Consider the following 20,335-nt stretch of genomic DNA (forward strand, 5'->3'; position numbering starts at 1 on the left):
CCGGTCATCTCAGCTGAACTGGTTCATCGTGTTGTGCTGGCCGCCCGCCTTCAGGGCGGCGTCGCCGGCGAAGTACTCCTTGTGGTTGTCGCCGATGTCGCTGCCGGCCATGTTCTGGTGCTTGACGGTCGCGATTCCGCCGCGGATCTCGCGGCGCTGCACGCCCTTCACGTAGGCGAGCATCCCCTCGTCGCCGAAGTAGCCCTTGGCCAGGTCATCGGTCGACAGTGCCGCCGTGTGGTAGGTCGGCAGCGTGATGAGGTGGTGGAAGATCCCCGCGCGTGCGGATCCGTCGCGCTGGAAGGTACGGATCTTCTCGTCGGCCTGGCGCGCGAGCTCGGTGTCGTCGTACTCGACGCTCATCAGCCGATCGCGGTCGTAGCCCGAGACGTCCTCGCCCAGCTCGGCGAGCGCGTCGTACGCCTGCTGGCGGAAGTTCAGCGTCCAGTTGAACGAGGGGCTGTTGTTGTAGACCAGCTTCGCGTCCGGGATCTCCGCGCGAATCGCGTCGACCATGCCGGCGATCTGCTCCACGTGCGGCTTCTCGGTCTCGATCCACAGCAGGTCGGCGCCGTTGCGCAGCGAGGTGATGCAGTCCAGCACGACGCGCTCCTCGCCGGTGCCCTTGCGGAACTGGTAGAGGTTGCTGGCGAGGCGCTTCGGCCGCAGCAGCTTGCCGTCGCGCTTGATGATCACGTCGCCGTTTCCGAGATCGCCCTCGGCGATCTCCTCGACGTCGAGGAACGAGTTGTACTGGTCGCCCAGGTCACCCGGATGCTGCGAGACGGCGAGCTTCTGGGTGAGGCCGGCGCCGAGCGAGTCGGTGCGGGCGACGATGATGCCGTTGTCGATGCCGAGCTCGAGGAAGGCGTAGCGGACCGCGTTGATCTTCGCGAGGAAGTCCTCGTGCGGCACGGTGACCTTGCCGTCCTGGTGGCCGCACTGCTTCTCGTCCGAGACCTGGTTCTCGATCTGGATGGCGCACGCGCCCGCCTCGATCATCTTCTTCGCCAGCAGGTACGTGGCCTCGGGGTTGCCGAAGCCGGCGTCGATGTCGGCGATGATCGGCACGACGTGCGTCTCGTACTCGTCGATCTGCGACTGGATGAACTCGGCCCCGGTCTCGTCGCCGGCGGCACGTGCGGCATCCAGCTGGGTGAAGAGCAGGTCGAGCTCACGGGCGTCGGCCTGACGGAGGAACGTGTAGAGCTCCTCGATCAGGGCGGGAACGGCCGTCTTCTCGTGCATCGACTGGTCGGGCAGCGGGCCGAACTCCGAGCGCAGGGCCGCGACCATCCACCCGGAGAGGTACAGGTAGCGCTTGTTCGTGGACTTCAGGTGCTTCTTGATCGAGATGAGCTTCTGCTGTCCGACGAAGCCGTGCCAGACGCCGAGCGACTGGGTGTAGACGGACGAGTCGGCGTCGTACTCGGCCATGTCGCGGCGCATGATGCCGGCGGTGTACTGAGCGATCTCGAGCCCGGTGCGGAACCGGTTCTGCGCACGCATCCGTGCAGCTGACTCGGGGTCGATGGCGTCCCAGGGGGAGCCGTTCTGCTGCTTCAGCGCCTGGATGGCCTCGATGTCGTCCTGGTAGCGGGTCATTTCTCTGTCCTTCTTTGGGGAGGCGGATGTTCGGGTGGTCAGGCGGTCTCGACGAGGAAGCGCGAGTAGGCCGGCAGCGTCAGGAAGGCGGGGAACTCGGGACGCAGCGCGACCTCGCGGAACACCTCCGCGGCGTCGTCGAAGCGGTTGCCCTCGGTGCGCCAGGTGGTGGCCAGCATCTCGGCGATCAGGCCCTCGACGTACTCGGCGGTGATCGGGGTGCCGTCCTCGACGGTCTGGCTCTGGTGGATCCACTGCCAGACCTGCGAGCGGCTGATCTCGGCGGTCGCGGCATCTTCCATCAGGTTGTCGATGGCGACGGCGCCGATGCCCCGCAGCCACGCCTCGATGTAGCGGATGGCCACCGAGACGTTGTCGCGCACGCCGTCGGCGGTGATCGGGCGGCCGATGCGCACGTCGAGCAGTTCCTCTGCGCGCACCTGCACGTCGTCGCGCTGCCGGTCCAGCTGGTTCGGCCGGTCTCCGAGCACGGCGTCGAACTCGGCGCGGGCGGTGGGGATCAGGTCGGGGTGCGCCACCCAGGTGCCGTCGAAGCCGTCGCCGGCCTCGCGGCGCTTGTCGGCGGCGACCTTCTCGATGGCGCGGGAGGTGACCTCGGGGTCGCGGCGGTTCGGGATGAAGGCGCTCATGCCGCCGATCGCGAATGCTCCGCGGCGGTGGCAGGTCTTCACCAGCAGCTCGGTGTACGCCCGCATGAACGGCACGGTCATGGTGACCTCGCTGCGGTCCGGCAGCACGAAGCGGGCGCCGCGGCCGCGGTAGTTCTTGATGATCGAGAAGATGTAGTCCCAGCGGCCGGCGTTCAGCCCCGCGCAGTGGTCGCGCAGTTCGTAGAGGATCTCGTCCATCTCGAAGGCTGCAGGCAGCGTCTCGATGAGCACGGTGGCGCGGATGGTGCCGTGCTCGATTCCGATGTACTCCTCGCTGAACGTGAAGACGTCGTTCCACAGCTTCGCCTCCTCGCTGGACTCGAGCTTGGCGATGTAGAAGTACGGGCCGCGGCCGCCGTCGATCAGCGCCTGCGCGTTGTGGAAGAAGTACAGCCCGAAGTCGACCAGCGACGCCGAGGCGTCCAGGCGGCGCCCGGTGCGGTCGGTGAACGCGATGTGCTTCTCGGGCAGGTGCCATCCGCGCGGTCGCATCACGATCGTCGGGGTCTGTTCGGCGGTGACGCGGTACACCTTGCCGTCGGCGCTGGTGTGCTCCAGAGTGCCGCGGATCGCGTCGTGCAGCGACAGCTGACCGCCGATCACGTTCTCCCAGGTAGGGCTGGTGGCGTCCTCCTGGTCGGCCAGCCAGACCTTGGCTCCCGAGTTCAGGGCGTTGATCGTCATCTTCGGGTCGGTCGGCCCGGTGATCTCGACGCGACGGTCCTCCAGCCCGGGGCCGGCTCCGGCGACGCGCCAGTCGGCGTCCTCGCGGATGTGCCGGGTGTCGTCGCGGAACCGCGGGTCGTGACCGTTGCCGATCTCGAAGCGGCGGCGCATCCGATCGGCGAGGCGGTCGTGCCGGCGGCCTGCGAAGCGGTGGTGCAGCTCGGTGAGGAACGCCAGCGCGCCGGGGGTGAGGATCTCGTCGTACCGCTCGCGGATGGGACCTGCGACGACGATCGCGGGCCCCTGCTGGGTGGTCTGGATGGTGGGAGTGCTCATGACCGTGGTCCTCTCTGTGCTGCCGGTGGTGGCTTGACATCCACTCTGGGAGAAGTTCCGGGCTTCGCCTGACCATTCCGGGTGTGAAGTTTGCTCGAATTTCTATTTTTGTGACAGAATCGCGGCCATGGCCACCACGGATGCCGTAGAAGAGACCGACGCCCTCACGATCGGGAGGCGCATCCGACAGCTGCGCACGGCGCGCGGGATGACGCTCGAAGAACTGGCATCCGCGGTCGACCGCGCGCCCAGCCAGCTGTCCATGGTCGAGACCGGCAAGCGCGAGCCGAAGCTCACGCAGTTGCAGGCGATCGCGCGGGCGCTGGACACCACGATCGACGCGCTGCTCGAGGGCGAGCCGCTCGACGAGCGCAGCACGATGGAGATCGCTCTGGAGCGTGCGATGAAGGGGCAGACGTTCCGCGCCCTCGGCATCCCGTCGTTCCGGATCGGCAAGTCGGTGCCGGATGACGCGCTCGCCGCGATGCTCGCCCTGCACGGCGAGATCGAGCGGCTGCGGGACGAGCGCGCGGCGACGCCGGAGGAGGCCCGCCGCGCCAACGTCGAGCTGCGGCATCTGATGCGCACGCAGGACAACTACTTCGAGCCCCTCGAAGCGGCTGCGCGCCGGATCCTGGACGCCGTCGGGCATCCGGGCGGCCCGCTCACGCAGCGCACCGCGTCCGAGATCGCCGCGCACCTCGGCTTCACGCTGCACTATGCGCCCGACCTGCCGCAGTCCACGCGCAGCGTGGCCGACCTGGCGAACGGCCGGCTCTACCTGTCCAGCAGCGTGCCGGCCAAGGGCGACGCGCGCACTGCCGTGCTGCAGGCGCTGAGCAGCCGCATCCTGGGCCATGCCGAGCCGCGCAGTTATGCGGAGTTCCTGCGCCAGCGGGTGGAGACGAACTATCTCACCGGGGCCCTGCTGATTCCGGAAGCACACGTCGTGCCGGTGCTGCAGGATGCCAAGGCGCGGCGCGCGATCTCGATCGAGGACCTCCGTGACACCTACTCGGTGTCGTACGAGACCGCCGCGCACCGGTTCACGAACGTGGCCACGCGGCACCTCGGCATCCCGGTGCACTTCCTGAAGGTGCACGAGTCCGGCACGATCACGAAGGCCTACGAGAACGACGACGTGAACTTCCCGACCGACCGGCTCGGCGCGATCGAGGGGCAGATGTGCTGCCGGCGTTGGACCAGCCGCGAGGTGTTCGAGGTCGAGGACCGGTTCAACCCGTACTACCAGTACACCGACACCGGGAACGGAACCTACTGGTGCACCGCGCGCGTGGAGCCCTCCAGTGAGGGGCTGCACTCGGTGAGCGTCGGGGTGCGGTTCGATGACACGAAGTGGTTCGTCGGACGGGACACGCCCAACAGGGGCGTGTCGAAGCACTCGGTCGAGGTGTGCTGCCGCCGGGCGCCGGCCGAGCTCGAGGAGCGCTGGCGCACGCAGTCCTGGCCGAACGTGCGCACCCCGCGCACGCTGCTCGCGACCCTGCCCACCGGTGCCTTCCCCGGGGTCGACACGACGGACGTGTACGAGTTCCTGGAGGCGCACGCGCCGGCGTGAGGCAGGAGGATGTCGATTGACCCTGGCCCCGATCGTCTTCACAGTGGATGTGCGGAGAGACGCTCCGAGCGACGCATCCCGATGAAGGGAAGATCATGCGATACACGATCCTGCTGCACTACCCCGAGCCGGGCGGGGACTTCGTGCTCGATGACGAGGCCATGGCCGCAGGGCAGCGCGCCTTCGCCGCCTACGCGCAGACACTGCACGATGCGGAGGTGCTGCTGTCGGGAGAGGTTCTGCAGCCGTCGGTTGTCACGACCACACTGCGGATGGACGGCGACGAGCTTCGGGTGCAGGACGGCCCGTTCGTCGACTCGAAGGAGCAGCTCGGTGGCACCTTCGTGATCGATGTCGCCGATCTCGACGAGGCGATCGGGTGGGCGCGCAAGGCGCCGTCGATCGCGTGGGGTGCGGTCGAGGTCCGTCCGGGCGCGACCCACGTCGTGGACGGCGAGTGGCAGCCGAACGCGTGACCGCATCTGGCGGCAGCGAGGTGCGGGCGGCGGCCGAACTCGCCGCCCGCACCTCGTACGGGCGGCTGCTGTCGATCATCGCGGCGCCGACGGGCGACATCCCCGCCGCCGAGGACGCCCTGCAGGCGGCGTTCGAGCAGGCGCTGCGATCCTGGCCGGATGCCGGGGTGCCGGAGCATCCCGATGCGTGGCTGCTGACGGTGGCCCGCAACAGGCAGCGGGATGCCTGGAAGGCGGCGTCCGCGCGGGACGTCGAGCTGTCGGAGGCGCTGATCGACCGCGCGCCGCCGGTGGATCCGCTGCAGGGCATCGATCCCGACGCCATCGGCGACAAGCGCCTCGAGCTGCTCTTCGTGTGCGCGCATCCGGCGATCGACCCGAAGGTGCGCGCACCCCTGATGCTGCAGACCGTGCTCGGGTTCGAAGCTGCTCAGGTCGCGCGCGCCTTCGCGACCTCGCCCTCGGCGATGGCGCAGCGGCTCGTGCGGGCGAAGCGCCGCATCGCGCAGGCGCGGGTGCCGTTCGCGGTGCCCGGCCGCGCCCAGATGGCAGAGCGCGTCGGGGCGGTGCTCGAGGCGGTGTACGGCTGCGCGGCGATCACCTGGCGCGAGAGCGCGGCGGACGGCCTGGCCGGTGAGGCACGCTACCTGGCGCGGACGCTCGCCGGCGCCCTGGAGCAGACGGGAGCGCCGGCCGCCGCGGTGCGCGAGGCATGGGCGCTCGCCGCGCTGGTGTCGTTCTCCTTGGCGCGCCGCGCCGACGACTTCGTGCCGCTCGGCGAGCAGGACCCGGCGGACTGGGATCCCGCATTGATCGCCGAGGCAGAGGGCGCGCTGCGCCATGCGCAGCGCATCGCAGGGGCGGAGGCGCCCGGAAGGTTCGAGCTGGAGGCGGCGATCCAAGCCGTCCACGTCGCACCTCGACACGGAGCCGATCTCGACGACGACGCGCTGCGGATGCTGTACCTCGCGCTGCTCCACGTGGCGCCCACCGCGGGCGCTCGAGTCGCCCACGCCGCGGTGGTGGGGCGGCTCGACGGTCCGGATGCCGGCCTCGCCCTGCTCTCGGGGGAGCCCGAGGTCTTTCAGCCGTTGTGGGCGGTGCGCGCCGAGCTGTTCGTGCGGTCGGGGCGCCCGGCCGAGGCGGCGATGGCTTACGAGCGGGCCGCCGCACTGGCCGACGACCCGTCGGTGCGCGCGCATCTGCTCGTTCGCGCGGCCGCGCTCCGGGCGCAGTGACGCCCCGGGGCATCCTGTGGCGCGTTCTTGTCGCCGGCCCGGCCGGGCCGGACCCGAGCCGGCGTCGGCTCCGCGCGGGACGCCGGCTCAGGCGGGGCGCGTCATGGCGCCCAGCAGTACGTCGAGCCCGTACTCGAACGCCGCGTCGACGTCGCCGCCGAGCCGGAACGCGCCGGCCTGCTCCATGGTGCAGAAACCGTAGATCCACGCGGTGAAGGTTCGAGCCGCGGGCAGCGGATCTCCCGGGGCGGCCGCCGACACGGCCTCCAGCAGCGGGCGCAGCAGTGGTTCCCCGGCCTCGGGGGAGGGGGCGGCCGCGGCTGACGGCGCGGCGAACAGCAGGCCGGAGACGCGGGGGGCGCGGGCGGCGAAGGCGCGCAGCGCATACGCCATCCGGCGAAGTCTGCCCGCGGCGTCCTCTCCTTCCGTGTGCGGCGCCCCGGACAACTCCGCGACGAGTTCGCGGGCGGCGTCGTCCGCAGCGAGCCGGAGGAGTCCATGCCGATCCGCCACCCGTTTGTACAGGCTCGGCGTGCGGACGCCGACGGCGGACGCCACCGAGCTCATGGTGACGGCGTCGATGCCGTCGTCCTCGGCGATCCGGCGGATCGCGGCGACGAGCTCCTCCTGGCTGACGCGCTGCGGTGCAGGCATGTCGACCTCCTCTGCGACGATCATAAGGCTATTGACAATAGCCTTCAAGGCTATTTAGTGTAGCCATCATGAACGCAGAGATCCTCCGCATCGGCGACGACCTGGTCGCGATGCACGCCGTCCTCACCGATGCAGGTGTCACACTCGTCGACGCCGGGCTTCCCGGTGACCGCAGGGCGCTCGAGCGCGCCTTGCGCGCCGCGGGGTGCGGACTCTCGGACATCCGCGGAGTCGTGCTGACCCACGGCGACAGCGACCACATCGGCGTGGCCGAGTGGCTGCGCGCCGAGCACGGCGTGCCCGTGCACGTGCACGAGGCGGATGCCGCGCGGGCGAGGGGCGAGGAGAAGTCGCATGCACCCGGTGGTGCGTGGAGGCTGGGTCCCGTGCTCCGGTTCCTCGGCAGCGGCGTCCGCCGCGGCGCCCTCCGCGGTGTGCGCATCGGCGAGGTGCGGACGTTCTGCGACGGCGACGTACTCGACCTGCCCGGCGCCCCCGAGATCATCGGACTGCCCGGTCACTCCCCGGGATCCGTGGCCGTTCGCATCCCCGCAGCGGATGCACTGTTCCTGGGTGATGCGGTCACCACGCGCAACGTGCTGACCGGTGTCGAGGCTGTCGGGCTCGGCCCGTTCAGCGACGACCCGCACCTGACACCGCAGAGTATGGATCGGCTGCGCGGGTTGCCCGAGACGCGTCTCTTCCCCGGTCACGGGCCGGAGTTCCGCGGCACCGCCGATCAGCTGATCGACGCGCTCGCCGTGAGCTGACGCATCAGCGCGCCGCCTGCAGCGCCGCCCAAAGCTCGGCTCGGGCCGGGAACGTCGCCAGGTCGGTGTGCAGAATGCCGGATGCCTGTGCGATGCGTGCCCGCAAGGTGTGGCGATGGATGCCGAGGGCTGCCGCTGCCTGCTCGATCCGTGCGTCGTGCTCGAGCCATACCCGCAGCTGCTCCTCGAGCGCCGGGTCCGCCTCGCGCAGCCCGGCGAGCCGGCTCTGCGCGGCGAGGCGTGCATCCGCGCCGAGGGATTCCAGGATGCCGGCGGGGGCTGCGTACCGGATCACGCCGGTGCCTGTTCGGCGCAGCGCCGCCGAGGCCTGCGCCTCGGCGCGCGTGAACTCCTCGAGGGTTCCATGCTGCGAGAGTCCCAGCTTCACGTCGAAGTCTGCGGCGAAGGCATCCGCCACTGCGGCGTCCGCTGCCGAGAACACGACGACGCCTTCCGCGACGAGCGCGCCCGCTGCGCGCCGCCGCCACCAGTCCGGATTCGCCGGTGCCTCCGCCGTCGCGACGAGCACCGGTTCCGCGGGCAGCTCCCGCACGCGCCGGGCGGAGCCGGCCGCGCCCTCCCGGAGCAGCGTCAGCACCTCGGCATCCAGCCGTCGCTCGCGCAGTGCGAGCCGCTCGCCCTGCTCCAGGGCCAAGCCGGCCATCGCGATCACCGACGTGACCACCGTGCGGGTCTCCGGATCCAGTGCTGCCGCGGCCACCCCGATCACCCCGCGCAGGCGCCCGGTGCTGCCCAGGGTGAACAGCGTCGCTCCGCTGGAGCCGTGCTCGATCGTCTCGCTCGCGGTCGCTCCGCGCGCGAGCAGCGCCGCAGCGTGGGCGGCGAGCTCGGCGGTCGCCGCACCGGACGGATGCTCGTGCACCAGACCGCCGGCGTCGTCGAACATGGTCACGCCACAGCCGAGTCGGCGGGAGAGCTCGGTGAGCGCGGCATCCAGGCCCTGCGGCCGCAGCGATGCGATCGCGAGGGCGCGCTGGGCCTCGAGAGCCCAGGTGCGCCGGGAGTACGCCTGTTCGGCGATCGCCTCGGCGTGCGCGCGGGCGACGGCGATGAACGGGGTGCCGTACGGCACCTCGAACAGCGGGATGCCCCGCGCGGCGCAGGCCTCCGCGAGGTCTTCGGGCACGCCGGCGCGATGCACATCGGTGCCGAATCCGAGGCCGATCACGCCGCGCTGCGCGAGCCGGTCCACGTAGTCGGTCACTGGCGTCCGCTCGAGCTGCGTGCCGGTGGTGAGCAGCACCAGATCGTCGGCGAGGAACGGCGTCGGGTCCGCGAGGTCGCTGCTGTGCACCCAGCGCAGCGGGCGATCCAGCGCGCCGTCGGGGAGATCCGCGGGCAGCAGGCGCAGCTTCAGCGCGGGTCGTGCGAGCAGCGTGCGCAGGGTGGGCGTCGTGGTGTCCATCTCTCATCCTCCGTGGCCTTCTGCGGCTCCGGTCTCACTCGTTGCGGGTGTTCGGTCGCCGGCACCCGCAACGAGTGAGACCGGAGCGGGAGGGGCGCTGATGTACAGCATGGCGAATGTCTGCTTCAGATTGTACGCACCGGCGAATGCATCAGGCATCCAGCGGTCTTACCGTTGCTGTCATGACCCTCATCGACGAGCCCACCACTGTCCCCGTCGGCGGCCCCGCACTGCCCCAGGTGCGCCGCGTCGTCACCGAACTCCCCGGCCCCCGCTCCGCCGCGATCCTGGCGCGCAAGGCCGACGCCGTCTCCGCCGGCGTCTCGCACACGATCCCCGTCGCCGCCGTCGCGGCCGGCGGCGGCGTCGTGGTCGACGCCGACGGCAACTCCCTGATCGACCTCGGCTCCGGCATCGCCGTGACCTCGGTCGGCAACGCGCACCCCAAGGTCGCCGCCGCCGTCGCCGCACAGGCGGCGCAGTTCACCCACACCTGCTTCATGATCTCGCCGTACGAGTCGTACATCGAGGTCGCCGAGGCCCTGAACCGGCTGACGCCCGGCGACTTCGCCAAGAAGAGCGCCCTGTTCAACTCCGGTGCCGAGGCCGTCGAGAACGCGATCAAGATCGCCCGCAAGCACACCGGCCGCCAGGCCGTCGTCGCCCTCGACCACGGCTACCACGGCCGCACCAACCTGACGATGGCGCTGACCGCCAAGTCGATGCCGTACAAGAGCGGCTTCGGGCCGTTCGCCCCCGAGGTCTACCGCGTGCCCGGGTCGTACCCGCTGCGCGACGGACTGACCGGCCCCGAGGCCGCCGCCCGCGCGATCACCCTGATCGAGAAGCAGGTCGGCGCCGACAACCTCGCCGCGATCATCATCGAGCCCATCCAGGGCGAGGGCGGCTTCATCGTCCCCGCCGACGGCTTCCTGAACGAGGTCGTGGACTGGTGCCGTGCGAACGGCGTGGTCTTCATCGCCGACGAGGTGCAGACCGGCTTCGCCCGCACCGGCCATATGTTCGCCAGCGAGATCTTCGGCATCGAGCCCGACCTCATCACCACCGCCAAGGGCATCGCCGCGGGCCTTCCGCTCGCCGGCGTCACCGGCCGTGCCGAGATCATGGATGCCGCGCACGCCGGCGGTCTCGGCGGCACGTACGGCGGCAACCCGATCGCCTGCGCCGCGGCTCTCGCCGCGATCGACGCCTTCGAGAACGAGGGACTCGTGCAGCGGGCCACAGAGATCGGCAGCATCCTGCTCGGCCGTCTCGCGGTCATGCAGGCCAGCGACCCGCGCATCGGCGACGTCCGCGGCCACGGCGCGATGATCGCCGCCGAGTTCGTCGACCCCGCCACCGGAGCACCGGATGCCGCACTGACGGCGAAGGTCGCCAAGGCCGCGATCGCGGAGGGCGTGATCGTGCTCACCTGCGGCACCTTCGGCAACGTGATCCGCTTCCTGCCTCCGCTCTCGATCGGCGACGAGCTGCTGAACGAGGGCCTCGACGTCGTCGCGGCCGCACTGGCGGCAGCCTGAGACCACCGGCCGCGCGAAGGGTCGGGGGATCTCGGAGCGCGGCCGGCACACCCCATTTCGAACAGAAGGATCTGTGCAATGACGGACATCACTCGTGACGTGGTCATCATCGGCGCCGGCGCTGCCGGCACCACGGCGGCCAACCAGCTGCGCAAGGCCGGCCTGACGGTCGCCGTGCTCGAGGCGCGCGACCGCGTGGGCGGACGCCTGTGGACCGACGTCATCGAGGGCGCCATGCTCGAGATCGGCGGCCAGTGGGTCTCGCCCGACCAGGACGCGCTGAAGGAGACCATCGAGGAGCTGGGGCTGGAGACCTTCAGCCGCTACCGCGAGGGCGACAGCGTCTACGTCGGCCCGGACGGACAGCTGCACCGCTTCACCGGCGAGATGTTCCCCGTGTCGGCCGAGACCGAGGCCGTCATCGCCGAGATCACCGAGCGCCTGGACGCCATGGTCGCCGAGATCGACCCCGACAAGCCCTGGGAGCACCCGAACGCCCAGGAGTGGGACTCGGTCACCTGGGACGCGTGGCTCCGTGCACAGACCGATGACGACGAGGCCGTCCGCAACCTCGCCTTCGCCACCGGCTCCGCGATGCTCACCAAGCCCACGCACACCTTCTCGCTGCTGCAGTCGCTGCTCATGGCGGCATCCGCCGGCTCGTACTCCAACCTCGTCGACGCCGATTTCATCCTGGACAAGCGCGTCGTCGGCGGCCTGCAGCAGGTGCCGCAGGCACTGGCCGCGCGTCTCGGTGACGACGTGTTCCTGAACAGCCCGGTGCGCTTCCTGGAGTGGGGCGACGAGGGTGTGGTCGCGCACGCCGACGGAGATCTCACCGTGCGCGCGCGGTACGCGATCCTCGCGCACGCGCCGGTGCTCTACGACCGCATCTCGTTCGTGCCCTCGCTGCCGCGCCGACAGCACCAGCTGCACCAGCACCTGTCGATGGGCTTCGTGATCAAGGTGCACGCCGTCTACGACCGCCCGTTCTGGCGTGAGCAGGGCCTGTCCGGAACCGCGTTCAGCCCCTACGAGCTCTCGCACGAGGCGTACGACAACACCAACCACGGCGACGAGCGCGGCACCCTGGTGGGCTTCGTGTCCGACCAGAACGCCGACGACCTGTTCACGCTGTCGGCGGAGGAGCGCAAGGAGCGCATCCTCGAGTCGCTGTCGCACTACTACGGTCCCGAGGCGAAGAACCCGGTGGTCTACTACGAGAGCGACTGGGGCACCGAGGAGTGGACCCGCGGCGCCTACGCCGCGAGCTTCGACATGGGCGGCCTGCACCGCTACGGCGCCGACCTGCGTGCCGCGGTCGGCCCGATCCACTTCGCCTGCAGCGACATGGCCGGCGCCGGATACCAGCACGTCGACGGCGCGATCCGCATGGGCCGCCTCGCCGCGGCGAACATCCTGGCTGCGGACGGCTCATGACCGGTTCGATCGTCGTCGGCTACACCGCCACGGCTGCGGGGGCGGACGCCCTCGCGCTCGGCGTGCGGCTCGCGCGGGCCGCGGATGCCCGGCTCCACGTGGTGATCGTGCTCCCGCTCGAGGGGACGCGCAGCAAGGCCGTCGCGCCGGAGCGCGCCTACGAGGATCTGCTCGCGGGCCAGGCCCGCAGCTGGCTGGAGGACGCGGTCACCGCCATCCCCGCAGGCCTCGCACACAGCGCCCACGTCCGCTTCGCGGAGTCGTTCGGCGAGGGGCTGCTGTCCGCCGCCGACGAGTTCGGCGCGGTCCTGCTCGTGCTCGGCGCCGCCAACGGCGGCGCCCTGCGCCGGCACAGGCTCGGCTCCGTGGCATCCGAACTGCTGCACACCTCGACAGTGCCCGTCGCGCTCGCCCCGGCAGGTCTGTCGGGCGAGGCGGATGCCGGACTTCCGCGCATCACCGTCGCGACCGGGACCCGTCCCGGCGCGGAGCGGCTGCTGCAGAGCGCCGTGCGGCTGGCCGCAGCATCCGGTGCCGCCGTGCGCCTGGTGTCGCTGATGCCGCTCGACGTGCCGGCGGGGCTCAACACGGGCGCCATCACGCTGGTGCAGGACGCGCATGTCGACCAGGTGCTCGCCGCCGCGCGGGATCGGCTGCCTGCCGAGACCGAGGTCGAGGTGCTGCAGGCCGGCGGCGACAGCATCGAAGACGCCGTGGCGCAGCTGGACTGGCTGCCCGGCGAGGTCGTGCTGGTCGGATCCAGCCGTCTGGCGCAGCCGCGCCGTCTGTTCCTCGGGTCGACCGCGGCGAAGATGCTGCGCGAACTGCCCGTCCCCATGATCGTGGTGCCGCGCACCGGCGCCGAAGCAGGAGATCGCTGATGTCCATCACGAACCGCGCCGCAGAGCCCGATTCCTCAGTGACCACCGGGATCTCCCGCAAGGGTCTCAGCGTCGGCACCGTCGGCGTCCTCGGCGCCCTGGTGATGGGCATCTCGTGCATCGCCCCGGCTTACACCTACACCGCAGGCATCGGCGGCGCGGTCGGCGCCGTCGGATTCCAGGTGCCCGCGATCCTGCTTCTCGGCTTCATCCCGATGCTGCTCGTCGCCTTCGGCTACCGCGAGCTGAACAAGGCGATGCCCGACTCCGGCACCTCGTTCACCTGGGCGACCCGCGCCTTCGGCCCCTACGTCGGCTGGATGGCGGGGTGGGGCCTGATCGTCGCGACGATCCTCGTGCTGTCCAACCTCGCCGGCATCGCCGTCGACTTCCTCTTCCTGCTGATCTCGCAGATCTCGGGCAATGAGGCCATCGCCGAGATCACGCGCAACCCGTTCGTGAACGTCAGCGTCTGCCTGGCCTTCGTCGCACTCGCCGCATGGGTCTCGTACCGCGACGTGTCCACCTCGCAGAAGCTGCAGTACGGACTCGTCGCGTTCCAGATCGTGATCCTCGTGCTGTTCGCCGTGATGGCGATCGTCGAGACCGTGCAGGGCAACGCCTTCGAGCCGCACATGCCCGAACTCGCATGGTTCAATCCCTTCGAGATCCAGGGCGGCCTCTCCATGATCGTGATGGGGCTCTCCGCCTCGGTCTTCATGTTCTGGGGCTGGGACGTCACCCTCACGATGAACGAGGAGGCGAAGGACCCCGAACGCACGCCCGGACGAGCGGCCATGCTCACTGTGGTGTCGATCATCGCGATCTACCTGCTGCTCACGGTCAGCAGCCTGATGTACTCCGGCATCGGCGACACCGGTCTGGGCCTCACGAACGAGGACATCGGCGGCAACGTGTTCTTCGCCCTCTCCGGGCCGGTCATGGGCGGGCTGGCGTTCCTGCTCTCCCTCGCGGTGCTCACCTCGTCGGCGTCGTCGCTGCAGTCCACGTTCATCTCCCCGGCCCGCACCCTGTTGGCCATGGGCCACTACGGCGCCGTGCCGAAGAGTTTCGCCGGCGTCAGCCCGCGGTTCTTCACACCCGGGTTCGCGACGATCGCCTCGGCCGTCGTGGCCGGCGGCTTCTACGCCGTGATGCGCTTCCTCAGCGAGGACGCGCTGTGGGACACGATCCTCGCGCTCGGCATGATGATCTGCTTCTACTACGGCATCACCGCGCTGTCCTGCGTCTGGTACTTCCGGCACCAGTGGTTCGACTCGGGCAAGGACTTCTTCTTCAAGTTCGCCAGCCCGCTCGTCGGCGGCATCATCCTGCTGGTGCTGTTCGTGATCACCGCGGTGGACAGCCTCGCCCCGGATTACGGGTCGATCGCCATCGGCGCCGACGCGAACGGCGAGGGCGGCATAGGCATCGTCTTCTTCATCGGCGTCGGCCTGCTCCTTTTCGGCGCGGTGCTGATGGTCGTCATGAGATTCGTCTCTCCGGCGTTCTTCCAGGGCAGGACCTTGGGGATGGACGCCCCGCCCAGCAACCGTCGCTGACCGCACATCGACAAGGAAAGAGAAACCATGAGCACTGCACTGGCACCGAACGAGCAGGAGCTGCTCGACCGCGTCCGCACGGGTCTCTACATCGGCGGCGAATGGGTCGAGGCCGAGGGCGGCCGCACCTTCGACGTGCACGACCCCGCCACGAACGCGGTGATCCGCTCCATCGCCGACGCGACTCCGGCTGACGGCATCCGCGCCCTCGACGCAGCCGTCGCGGCGCAGGACGCCTGGGCGGCGACCGCGCCGCGCACGCGCAGCGACATCCTCCGGCGGGCCTTCGACCTCGTGCAGCAGCACAAGGAGGACCTCGCCCTGCTGATGACCCTCGAGATGGGCAAGCCCCTGGCCGAGGCCCGCGGCGAGGTCGTCTACGGCGGCGAGTTCCTGCGCTGGTTCAGCGAGGAGGCGGTGCGCATCACCGGGCGCTACGGCTCGAACCCCGAGGGCACCGGGCGCATGGTCGTCTCGCAGCGCCCCGTCGGCCCGTCCTTCTTCATCACGCCGTGGAACTTCCCGTTCGCGATGGCGACCCGCAAGATCGCGCCCGCTCTCGCCGCCGGCTGCACCGTGGTGATCAAGCCCCCGGCACTGACCCCGTTGACCACGATCTTCTTCACGCAGCTGCTCGAGGAGGCCGGCGTCCCGGCCGGAGTCGTCAACGTCGTGCAGACCGCTCGTTCGAGCGCGCTCTCGGCTCCGATCATCGCCGACCCCCGTCTGCGCAAGCTGTCGTTCACCGGATCGACCGGCGTGGGCCAGAGGCTCATCGAGCAGGCCGCCCAGGGCGTGCTGCGCGTGTCGATGGAACTCGGCGGCAATGCCCCGTTCGTCGTGTTCGAGGACGCCGACCTGGACAAGGCGGTGGACGGCGCGATGGCCGCGAAGTTCCGCAACATCGGTCAGGCCTGCACCGCTGCGAACCGCTTCATCGTGCATTCGTCGGTCGCCGAGGAGTTCGCGGACCGCGTCGCCGAGCGCGTGCGAGCGATGAAGATCGGCCGCGGAACCGAGGACGGTGTCACGATCGGCCCGCTGATCGACGCGAACGCCGTCGCCAAGGCCGACGAACTGGTCAGGGATGCCGTCGGCCGAGGTGCGAAGGTGCTCGCCGGAGGCAACGCGTTGGAGGGCGAGGGCACGTTCTACGAGCCCACGGTCGTCACCGAGGTGGCCGCCGGCAGCGACATCCTGCGCGAGGAGATCTTCGGGCCTGTGCTCGCGATCGCCACTTTCGACACCGAGGAGGAGGGCGTGCGCCTGGCGAACGACACCGAGTACGGTCTCGTCTCGTACGTCTACACCGAGGACCTCGCTCGCGGCCACCGCATGATCGACGCGCTCGAGACCGGCATGATGGGTCTGAACGTCGGCGTCGTCTCGAACGCCGCCGCTCCGTTCGGTGGCGTCAAGCAGTCGGGTATCGGCCGTGAAGGCGGGTTCGAGGGCATCCACGAGTACCTGTCCACCAAGTACACGCTCATCCCCAACGACTGAAAGGACCAGTCATGACCGACTACGCCGTCGTCAACCCGGCAACGGGGCAGACTCTGGCCTCGTTCGACACGCTCACCGATGAGCAGGTCGAGCAGGCCGTGGCATCCGCCGCCGAGGCGCACCGCACCTGGTCGCGCACGTCGACCGTCGCCGAGCGCGCCGGCCTGATCCGCCGGATGGCGCAGCTGCACCGCGAGCGTCGCGAGGAACTGGCCGACATCTTCGTGCGCGAGATGGGCAAGCCTCGCGAGGCGGCCCTCGGAGAGGTCGACTTCGCCGCCGACATCGCCGAGTACTACGCGGACCAGGCCGAGGCCATCATGGCCGACCAGCCGATCGCGATCCTGGGGGAGGGGTCGGCCATCATCCGCCGCTCCTCGCTGGGGCCGCTGATCGGCATCATGCCCTGGAACTTCCCGGCGTATCAGATCGTGCGTTTCGCGGCGCCGAACCTGATCGTGGGCAACACGATCCTGCTGAAGCCGGCGCCGCAGTGCCCGGAGTCGTCGACCGCGATCGCGGAGATCTACAAGGACGCCGGCTTCCCGGTGGGCGCGTACCAGAACATCCTCGCGACCAACGAGCAGATCGCCGCCATGATCGCCGACCCGCGGATCGCAGGCGTCTCGCTGACCGGCTCCGAGCGCGCCGGCGCGGCCGTCGCCGAGGTCGCCGGCCGCAACCTGAAGAAGGTGGCGCTGGAGCTGGGCGGGTCCGACCCGTTCATCGTGCTGTCCACCGACGACCTGGATGCCACGGTGCAGGCCGGCGTCGACGCGCGCCTGGACAACAACGGTCAGGCCTGCAACGGCGCGAAGCGCTTCATCATCGTGGACGAGCTGTACGACGCGTTCACCGAGAAGTTCACGGCGGCGATGGCGGCAGTGACGGCGACCGACCCGATGCAGGACGACACCGTGCTCGGCCCGGTGTCGTCGGAGGCCGCCGCGGAGCGCCTGCAGGAGCAGATCGACGGCGCGGTCGCGCAGGGCGCGACGCTGCTGACCGGCGGCACCCGTGAGGGCGCGTTCTTCGCCCCGACCGTACTCGCCGACGTGACGCCCGAGATGGACGTCTACCGCGAGGAGCTGTTCGGTCCCGCCGCGGTGGTCTACCGCGTCGCCGACGAGGACGCCGCGGTCGCCCTGGCGAACGACACGTCGTTCGGTCTCGGCTCGTACGTGTTCACGACGGATGCCGCACAGGCAGAGCGCGTGGCCGACAAGATCGAGGCCGGCATGGTCTACGTCAACCTCGTGCTGGCGGACAGCCCCGAGCTGCCCTTCGGTGGCATCAAGCGCAGCGGCACCGCACGCGAGCTGGGCCACCTCGCCGCCGACGAGTTCGTGAACAAGAAGCTCATCCGCGTGGCCTGATCCGTCTGATCACGCACGATGCCCCGCCCGGTTCGGCGGGCGGGGCGTCGTGCGTTCCGGCATCCGGTGTTGTCGCGCGTCACGGATGCAGGCACGGATGACGGATGCAGGCGGATTCCGCGGCGTTTCGGCCTGCGGGTGTCCGGGTGGCCTGCATCCGTATCGGCTCAGGCGCCGGACGGCGGGCCGAGATACGCCAGCACGGCGAGCACGCGGCGGTTGTACCGCCCGTCCGCGACGATGCCGGCCTTGCCGAAGATCGTGTTGATGTGCTTCTCGACGCCGCTGAGACTCATGTGCAGCCGCTCCGCGATCGCCGCGTTGCTGTGTCCCTGCGCGAGCAGGTCCAGCACGGCGCGCTCCCGTTCGCTGAGGCCGGCGAAGCGCTCGGCCGGCCTGTCCTGCGCCGCGAGCAGCTGCCGGATCACCTCCGGGTCGAAGGCGGTTCCGCCGCCGGCCACTCGTTCGATCGCGTCGAGGAAGCCGGGGATGTCGGACACGCGGTCCTTGAGCAGGTAGCCGACCCCGCCCTCGCCGTCGAGCAGCTCGCGGGCGTGACGGCGCTCGACGTACTGCGACAGCACCAGCACGGCGACCGCGGGCCGGCTCCGCCGGATCTCGAGCGCCGCCCTGATGCCCTCGTCCACGAAGTCCGGCGGCATGCGCACGTCGGCGATCACGAGGTCGGGGGGATCGAGCGCGACCTCGCGCAGCAGGTCGGCGGCGGTGCCGACGGATGCCACGACATCGTGCCCCTCGGCGGTCAGCAGCTGAGCGATGCCCTCCCTGAGCAGCGCGGAGTCCTCGGCGAGCATCACGCGCACGGCAGCACCGCCTCGATCCGTGTGGGCCCGCCCGCGGGGCTGTCCACCCGCAGGCGGCCGTCCTGCGCGCGCACCCGCGAGGCGATGCCCGTGAGCCCCGGCCCTGAGGCATCCGCTCCGCCGATGCCGTCGTCGAGCACGGCGATCGTCAGCTCGTCGCCGTCGTCGCGCACCCAGATCTCGATGCTGCTGCACTCGCCGTGCTTGATCGCGTTCGTGACCGCTTCGCTCGCGACGAAGTATGCCGCGGTCTCCGCCGCCTGGTGCCGTGCGCCGGAGACCTCCGCGTCCAGCCGGATCGGCAGGGGCGTGCGGTCGCGCAGGGCCTCGAGCGCGGCGAGCAGCCCATCGCGGGCGAGCATCGCCGGATAAGTACGCCACGCCACCGTCCGGAGGTCTTCCAGCACCAGGCGGGTCTCCGCCACGCCACGGCGCAGCAGGTCGTCACGCGCGGCGGCGTCCTCGGCGCGCTCGGCTCGCGCGAGCAGGATCGACAGCGCCACCACGCGCTGCTGCACGCCGTCGTGGATGTCGCGCTCGATGCGCCGGCGTTCACCGTCGACGGCCGCGACGACGTCGTCGAGGGTGCTGGACAGACGCGTGATCTCGCGTTCCAGCTGCTCGGCACCGGGCCGCGCGAAGGACGACCATGCTCGTCGCTCGAGCCACAGGATGCCGCCGATCCCCGACGCGGCGAGGAACAGCATCACGATTCCCGGCAGAGCGAAGACGGCGACCGTCGACCAGGTGACTCGTCCGGGCGGCGCATCGAAGACGCTGACGCCGCTTCCGGTGGCGGCTGCGGTCACGACCTGCACGACCGAGACGACGCCGATCACGAGCAGGGCGAGCACGCAGAGATTGAGGATTCCCAGCAGGAGCATGACCGCGTGCATCCCGAACAGGCGCCCGCCGCGTGGCAGCGACTCCCGTGGAGCGCCGTCGATCCAGGACAGGCGCCGCGCTGTCCAGCGGGCGATCGTCGTGGCCGGATGCACAGGAGCCGCCAGCACCGCGAAGAGGACGGCGGGCAGGAGCGCGACGCCCCAGAGCGCCCCGGCCGCGCCGCGGACGATCGCCCGCGGCAGCGGCGTGTCCGTCGACGGCGAGGGGGCGGGGTCGTCCATCACCCCATCCTGCCCTGAGCCCGCTCGCGCAGGCGCATCACCACGAACGCCGCCGCGGCGACACCGACGGCGGCGATGACGACGTACTGCCAGAGGTCGGCGTACTGCTCGACCAGGTGCCAGTTCGCGCCCAGGAAGTAGCCGGCCAGCACGAAGATCGAGTTCCAGATCGCGCTGCCGCCAGCCGTCAGCAGCAGGAACCGCGGCAGCGGCATCCGCTCGATGCCCGCGGGGATGGAGATGAGGCTGCGCACGATCGGGACCATCCGCCCCAGGAAGACTGCCTTGCCGCCGTGCCGGGCGAACCAGGCCTCGGCGCGGTCGACATCGGTGACCTTCATCAGCGGCATGCGGTCGACGATGCGGCGCAGCCGCTGCGGGCCGAGCCAGGCGCCGAGCCCGTAGAGCAGCAGCGCGCCGATCACCGACCCGATCGTGGTCCAGAGCAGCACCTCCCAGAGAACCAGTGATCCGCGGCGCGCGGTGAAGCCGGCGAGCGGCAGGATGATCTCGCTCGGAATCGGGGGGAAGAGGTTCTCCAGTGCCACCGCGATGCCGGCTCCGACGCTGCCGAGGCGCTCCATCAGCGACATCGCCCACTCCGCGATCGTCCCGAGCTGTTCTGTGCTGTCCATGTCTCCATGCTGGACAGCCGCGCCG

At 70.4% G+C, this 20,335-nt stretch carries 17 protein-coding genes; 10 read left to right on the plus strand and 7 right to left on the minus strand.

The features are described from left to right. Window positions 1–9: 9 nt before the first annotated feature. Together DY023_RS07860 and aceB are read right to left on the minus strand one after the other, a co-directional pair. Complete coding sequence (locus DY023_RS07860) at window positions 10–1,605, minus strand: isocitrate lyase (protein WP_116241790.1); 1,596 nt, start codon at window positions 1,603–1,605, stop codon at window positions 10–12. Between the two features lie 38 nt (window positions 1,606–1,643). Beyond that, window positions 1,644–3,278, minus strand: coding sequence for a malate synthase A (gene aceB, locus DY023_RS07865; RefSeq protein ID WP_116241791.1), 1,635 nt, complete (start codon window positions 3,276–3,278; stop codon window positions 1,644–1,646). A gap of 127 nt (window positions 3,279–3,405) precedes the next feature. Here aceB and DY023_RS07870 point away from each other — a divergent pair, with 127 nt between their 5' ends. The 3 genes from DY023_RS07870 (at window position 3,406) to DY023_RS07880 (ending at window position 6,571) form a co-directional block, all read left to right on the plus strand. After that, complete coding sequence (locus DY023_RS07870) at window positions 3,406–4,857, plus strand: helix-turn-helix domain-containing protein (protein WP_116241792.1); 1,452 nt, start codon at window positions 3,406–3,408, stop codon at window positions 4,855–4,857. A 95-nt stretch (window positions 4,858–4,952) separates the two neighbouring features. Beyond that, window positions 4,953–5,333 (plus strand): YciI family protein, encoded by a 381-nt coding sequence (locus DY023_RS07875; RefSeq protein ID WP_116241928.1) that lies wholly within the window; start codon window positions 4,953–4,955, stop codon window positions 5,331–5,333. After that, window positions 5,330–6,571 carry an RNA polymerase sigma factor gene (locus tag DY023_RS07880; protein WP_116241929.1) on the plus strand — a complete coding sequence of 414 codons (1,242 nt, stop codon included), beginning with the start codon at window positions 5,330–5,332 and terminating at the stop codon, window positions 6,569–6,571. Before DY023_RS07875 ends, DY023_RS07880 begins: the two co-directional genes overlap by 4 nt. Window positions 6,572–6,658: 87 nt before the next feature. Here DY023_RS07880 and DY023_RS07885 read toward each other — a convergent pair whose 3' ends face one another. Beyond that, the gene (locus DY023_RS07885; RefSeq protein WP_116241930.1) at window positions 6,659–7,225 is read right to left on the minus strand and encodes a TetR/AcrR family transcriptional regulator; all 567 of its coding nucleotides are present in this window, start codon (window positions 7,223–7,225) and stop codon (window positions 6,659–6,661) included. Between the two features lie 68 nt (window positions 7,226–7,293). Between DY023_RS07885 and DY023_RS07890 the strand changes: the two genes are divergently transcribed. After that, window positions 7,294–7,995 (plus strand): MBL fold metallo-hydrolase, encoded by a 702-nt coding sequence (locus tag DY023_RS07890; RefSeq protein ID WP_116241793.1) that lies wholly within the window; start codon window positions 7,294–7,296, stop codon window positions 7,993–7,995. A gap of 4 nt (window positions 7,996–7,999) precedes the next feature. Here the strand turns inward: DY023_RS07890 and DY023_RS07895 are convergent, their stop codons facing one another. Then, on the minus strand, window positions 8,000–9,421 hold the full coding sequence (locus tag DY023_RS07895) for a PucR family transcriptional regulator (RefSeq protein WP_116241794.1): 1,422 nt from the start codon (window positions 9,419–9,421) through the stop codon (window positions 8,000–8,002). A gap of 182 nt (window positions 9,422–9,603) precedes the next feature. Here DY023_RS07895 and gabT point away from each other — a divergent pair, with 182 nt between their 5' ends. The 6 genes from gabT to DY023_RS07925 all read left to right on the plus strand — a co-directional run bounded on the left by gabT (window position 9,604) and on the right by DY023_RS07925 (window position 17,724). Continuing rightward, on the plus strand, window positions 9,604–10,962 hold the full coding sequence (gene gabT, locus DY023_RS07900) for a 4-aminobutyrate--2-oxoglutarate transaminase (RefSeq protein ID WP_116241795.1): 1,359 nt from the start codon (window positions 9,604–9,606) through the stop codon (window positions 10,960–10,962). A gap of 78 nt (window positions 10,963–11,040) precedes the next feature. Beyond that, window positions 11,041–12,402 (plus strand): flavin monoamine oxidase family protein, encoded by a 1,362-nt coding sequence (locus DY023_RS07905; protein WP_116241796.1) that lies wholly within the window; start codon window positions 11,041–11,043, stop codon window positions 12,400–12,402. Continuing rightward, window positions 12,399–13,283: a universal stress protein gene (locus DY023_RS07910; RefSeq protein ID WP_116241797.1), complete on the plus strand. Its 885-nt coding sequence runs from the start codon at window positions 12,399–12,401 to the stop codon at window positions 13,281–13,283. Before DY023_RS07905 ends, DY023_RS07910 begins: the two co-directional genes overlap by 4 nt. Further along, window positions 13,283–14,845 (plus strand): APC family permease, encoded by a 1,563-nt coding sequence (locus DY023_RS07915; protein WP_116241798.1) that lies wholly within the window; start codon window positions 13,283–13,285, stop codon window positions 14,843–14,845. Before DY023_RS07910 ends, DY023_RS07915 begins: the two co-directional genes overlap by 1 nt. 27 nt (window positions 14,846–14,872) lie before the next feature. Continuing rightward, window positions 14,873–16,348, plus strand: coding sequence for an NAD-dependent succinate-semialdehyde dehydrogenase (locus DY023_RS07920; protein ID WP_116241799.1), 1,476 nt, complete (start codon window positions 14,873–14,875; stop codon window positions 16,346–16,348). Window positions 16,349–16,359: 11 nt separating this feature from the next. Then, window positions 16,360–17,724: an NAD-dependent succinate-semialdehyde dehydrogenase gene (locus DY023_RS07925; protein WP_116241800.1), complete on the plus strand. Its 1,365-nt coding sequence runs from the start codon at window positions 16,360–16,362 to the stop codon at window positions 17,722–17,724. A 167-nt stretch (window positions 17,725–17,891) separates the two neighbouring features. On the opposite strand, the gene DY023_RS07930 is transcribed toward DY023_RS07925, so the two are convergent. From DY023_RS07930 to DY023_RS07940, 3 genes are read right to left on the minus strand one after another with little or no spacing between them, the layout of a single operon-like run. Next, a complete protein-coding gene (locus tag DY023_RS07930; RefSeq protein ID WP_425453443.1) occupies window positions 17,892–18,539 on the minus strand; it encodes a response regulator in 648 nt (215 codons plus the stop codon). Beyond that, window positions 18,539–19,675, minus strand: coding sequence for a sensor histidine kinase (locus tag DY023_RS07935; RefSeq protein WP_116241802.1), 1,137 nt, complete (start codon window positions 19,673–19,675; stop codon window positions 18,539–18,541). The genes DY023_RS07930 and DY023_RS07935 overlap by 1 nt, the downstream gene beginning before the upstream one ends. Further along, window positions 19,675–20,310 carry a DedA family protein gene (locus tag DY023_RS07940; protein ID WP_116241803.1) on the minus strand — a complete coding sequence of 212 codons (636 nt, stop codon included), beginning with the start codon at window positions 20,308–20,310 and terminating at the stop codon, window positions 19,675–19,677. Before DY023_RS07940 ends, DY023_RS07935 begins: the two co-directional genes overlap by 1 nt. Between the last annotated feature and the right edge of the window lie 25 nt (window positions 20,311–20,335).

The sequence above is a fragment of the Microbacterium bovistercoris genome, from assembly GCF_003387575.1.
Lineage (GTDB): Bacteria > Actinomycetota > Actinomycetes > Actinomycetales > Microbacteriaceae > Microbacterium > Microbacterium bovistercoris.

Excerpts from the sequence above, each read along its gene's own strand:
- DY023_RS07860 (WP_116241790.1), bottom strand. The coding sequence starts at position 1,605 with ATGACCCGCTACCAGGACGACATCGAGGCCATCCAGGCGCTGAAGCAG.
- aceB (WP_116241791.1), bottom strand. The coding sequence starts at position 3,278 with ATGAGCACTCCCACCATCCAGACCACCCAGCAGGGGCCCGCGATCGTC.
- DY023_RS07870 (WP_116241792.1), top strand. The coding sequence starts at position 3,406 with ATGGCCACCACGGATGCCGTAGAAGAGACCGACGCCCTCACGATCGGG.
- DY023_RS07875 (WP_116241928.1), top strand. The coding sequence starts at position 4,953 with ATGCGATACACGATCCTGCTGCACTACCCCGAGCCGGGCGGGGACTTC.
- DY023_RS07885 (WP_116241930.1), bottom strand. The coding sequence starts at position 7,225 with ATGCCTGCACCGCAGCGCGTCAGCCAGGAGGAGCTCGTCGCCGCGATC.
- DY023_RS07890 (WP_116241793.1), top strand. The coding sequence starts at position 7,294 with ATGAACGCAGAGATCCTCCGCATCGGCGACGACCTGGTCGCGATGCAC.
- DY023_RS07895 (WP_116241794.1), bottom strand. The coding sequence starts at position 9,421 with ATGGACACCACGACGCCCACCCTGCGCACGCTGCTCGCACGACCCGCG.
- gabT (WP_116241795.1), top strand. The coding sequence starts at position 9,604 with ATGACCCTCATCGACGAGCCCACCACTGTCCCCGTCGGCGGCCCCGCA.
- DY023_RS07905 (WP_116241796.1), top strand. The coding sequence starts at position 11,041 with ATGACGGACATCACTCGTGACGTGGTCATCATCGGCGCCGGCGCTGCC.
- DY023_RS07910 (WP_116241797.1), top strand. The coding sequence starts at position 12,399 with ATGACCGGTTCGATCGTCGTCGGCTACACCGCCACGGCTGCGGGGGCG.
- DY023_RS07915 (WP_116241798.1), top strand. The coding sequence starts at position 13,283 with ATGTCCATCACGAACCGCGCCGCAGAGCCCGATTCCTCAGTGACCACC.
- DY023_RS07920 (WP_116241799.1), top strand. The coding sequence starts at position 14,873 with ATGAGCACTGCACTGGCACCGAACGAGCAGGAGCTGCTCGACCGCGTC.
- DY023_RS07925 (WP_116241800.1), top strand. The coding sequence starts at position 16,360 with ATGACCGACTACGCCGTCGTCAACCCGGCAACGGGGCAGACTCTGGCC.
- DY023_RS07930 (WP_425453443.1), bottom strand. The coding sequence starts at position 18,539 with ATGCTCGCCGAGGACTCCGCGCTGCTCAGGGAGGGCATCGCTCAGCTG.
- DY023_RS07935 (WP_116241802.1), bottom strand. The coding sequence starts at position 19,675 with ATGGACGACCCCGCCCCCTCGCCGTCGACGGACACGCCGCTGCCGCGG.
- DY023_RS07940 (WP_116241803.1), bottom strand. The coding sequence starts at position 20,310 with ATGGACAGCACAGAACAGCTCGGGACGATCGCGGAGTGGGCGATGTCG.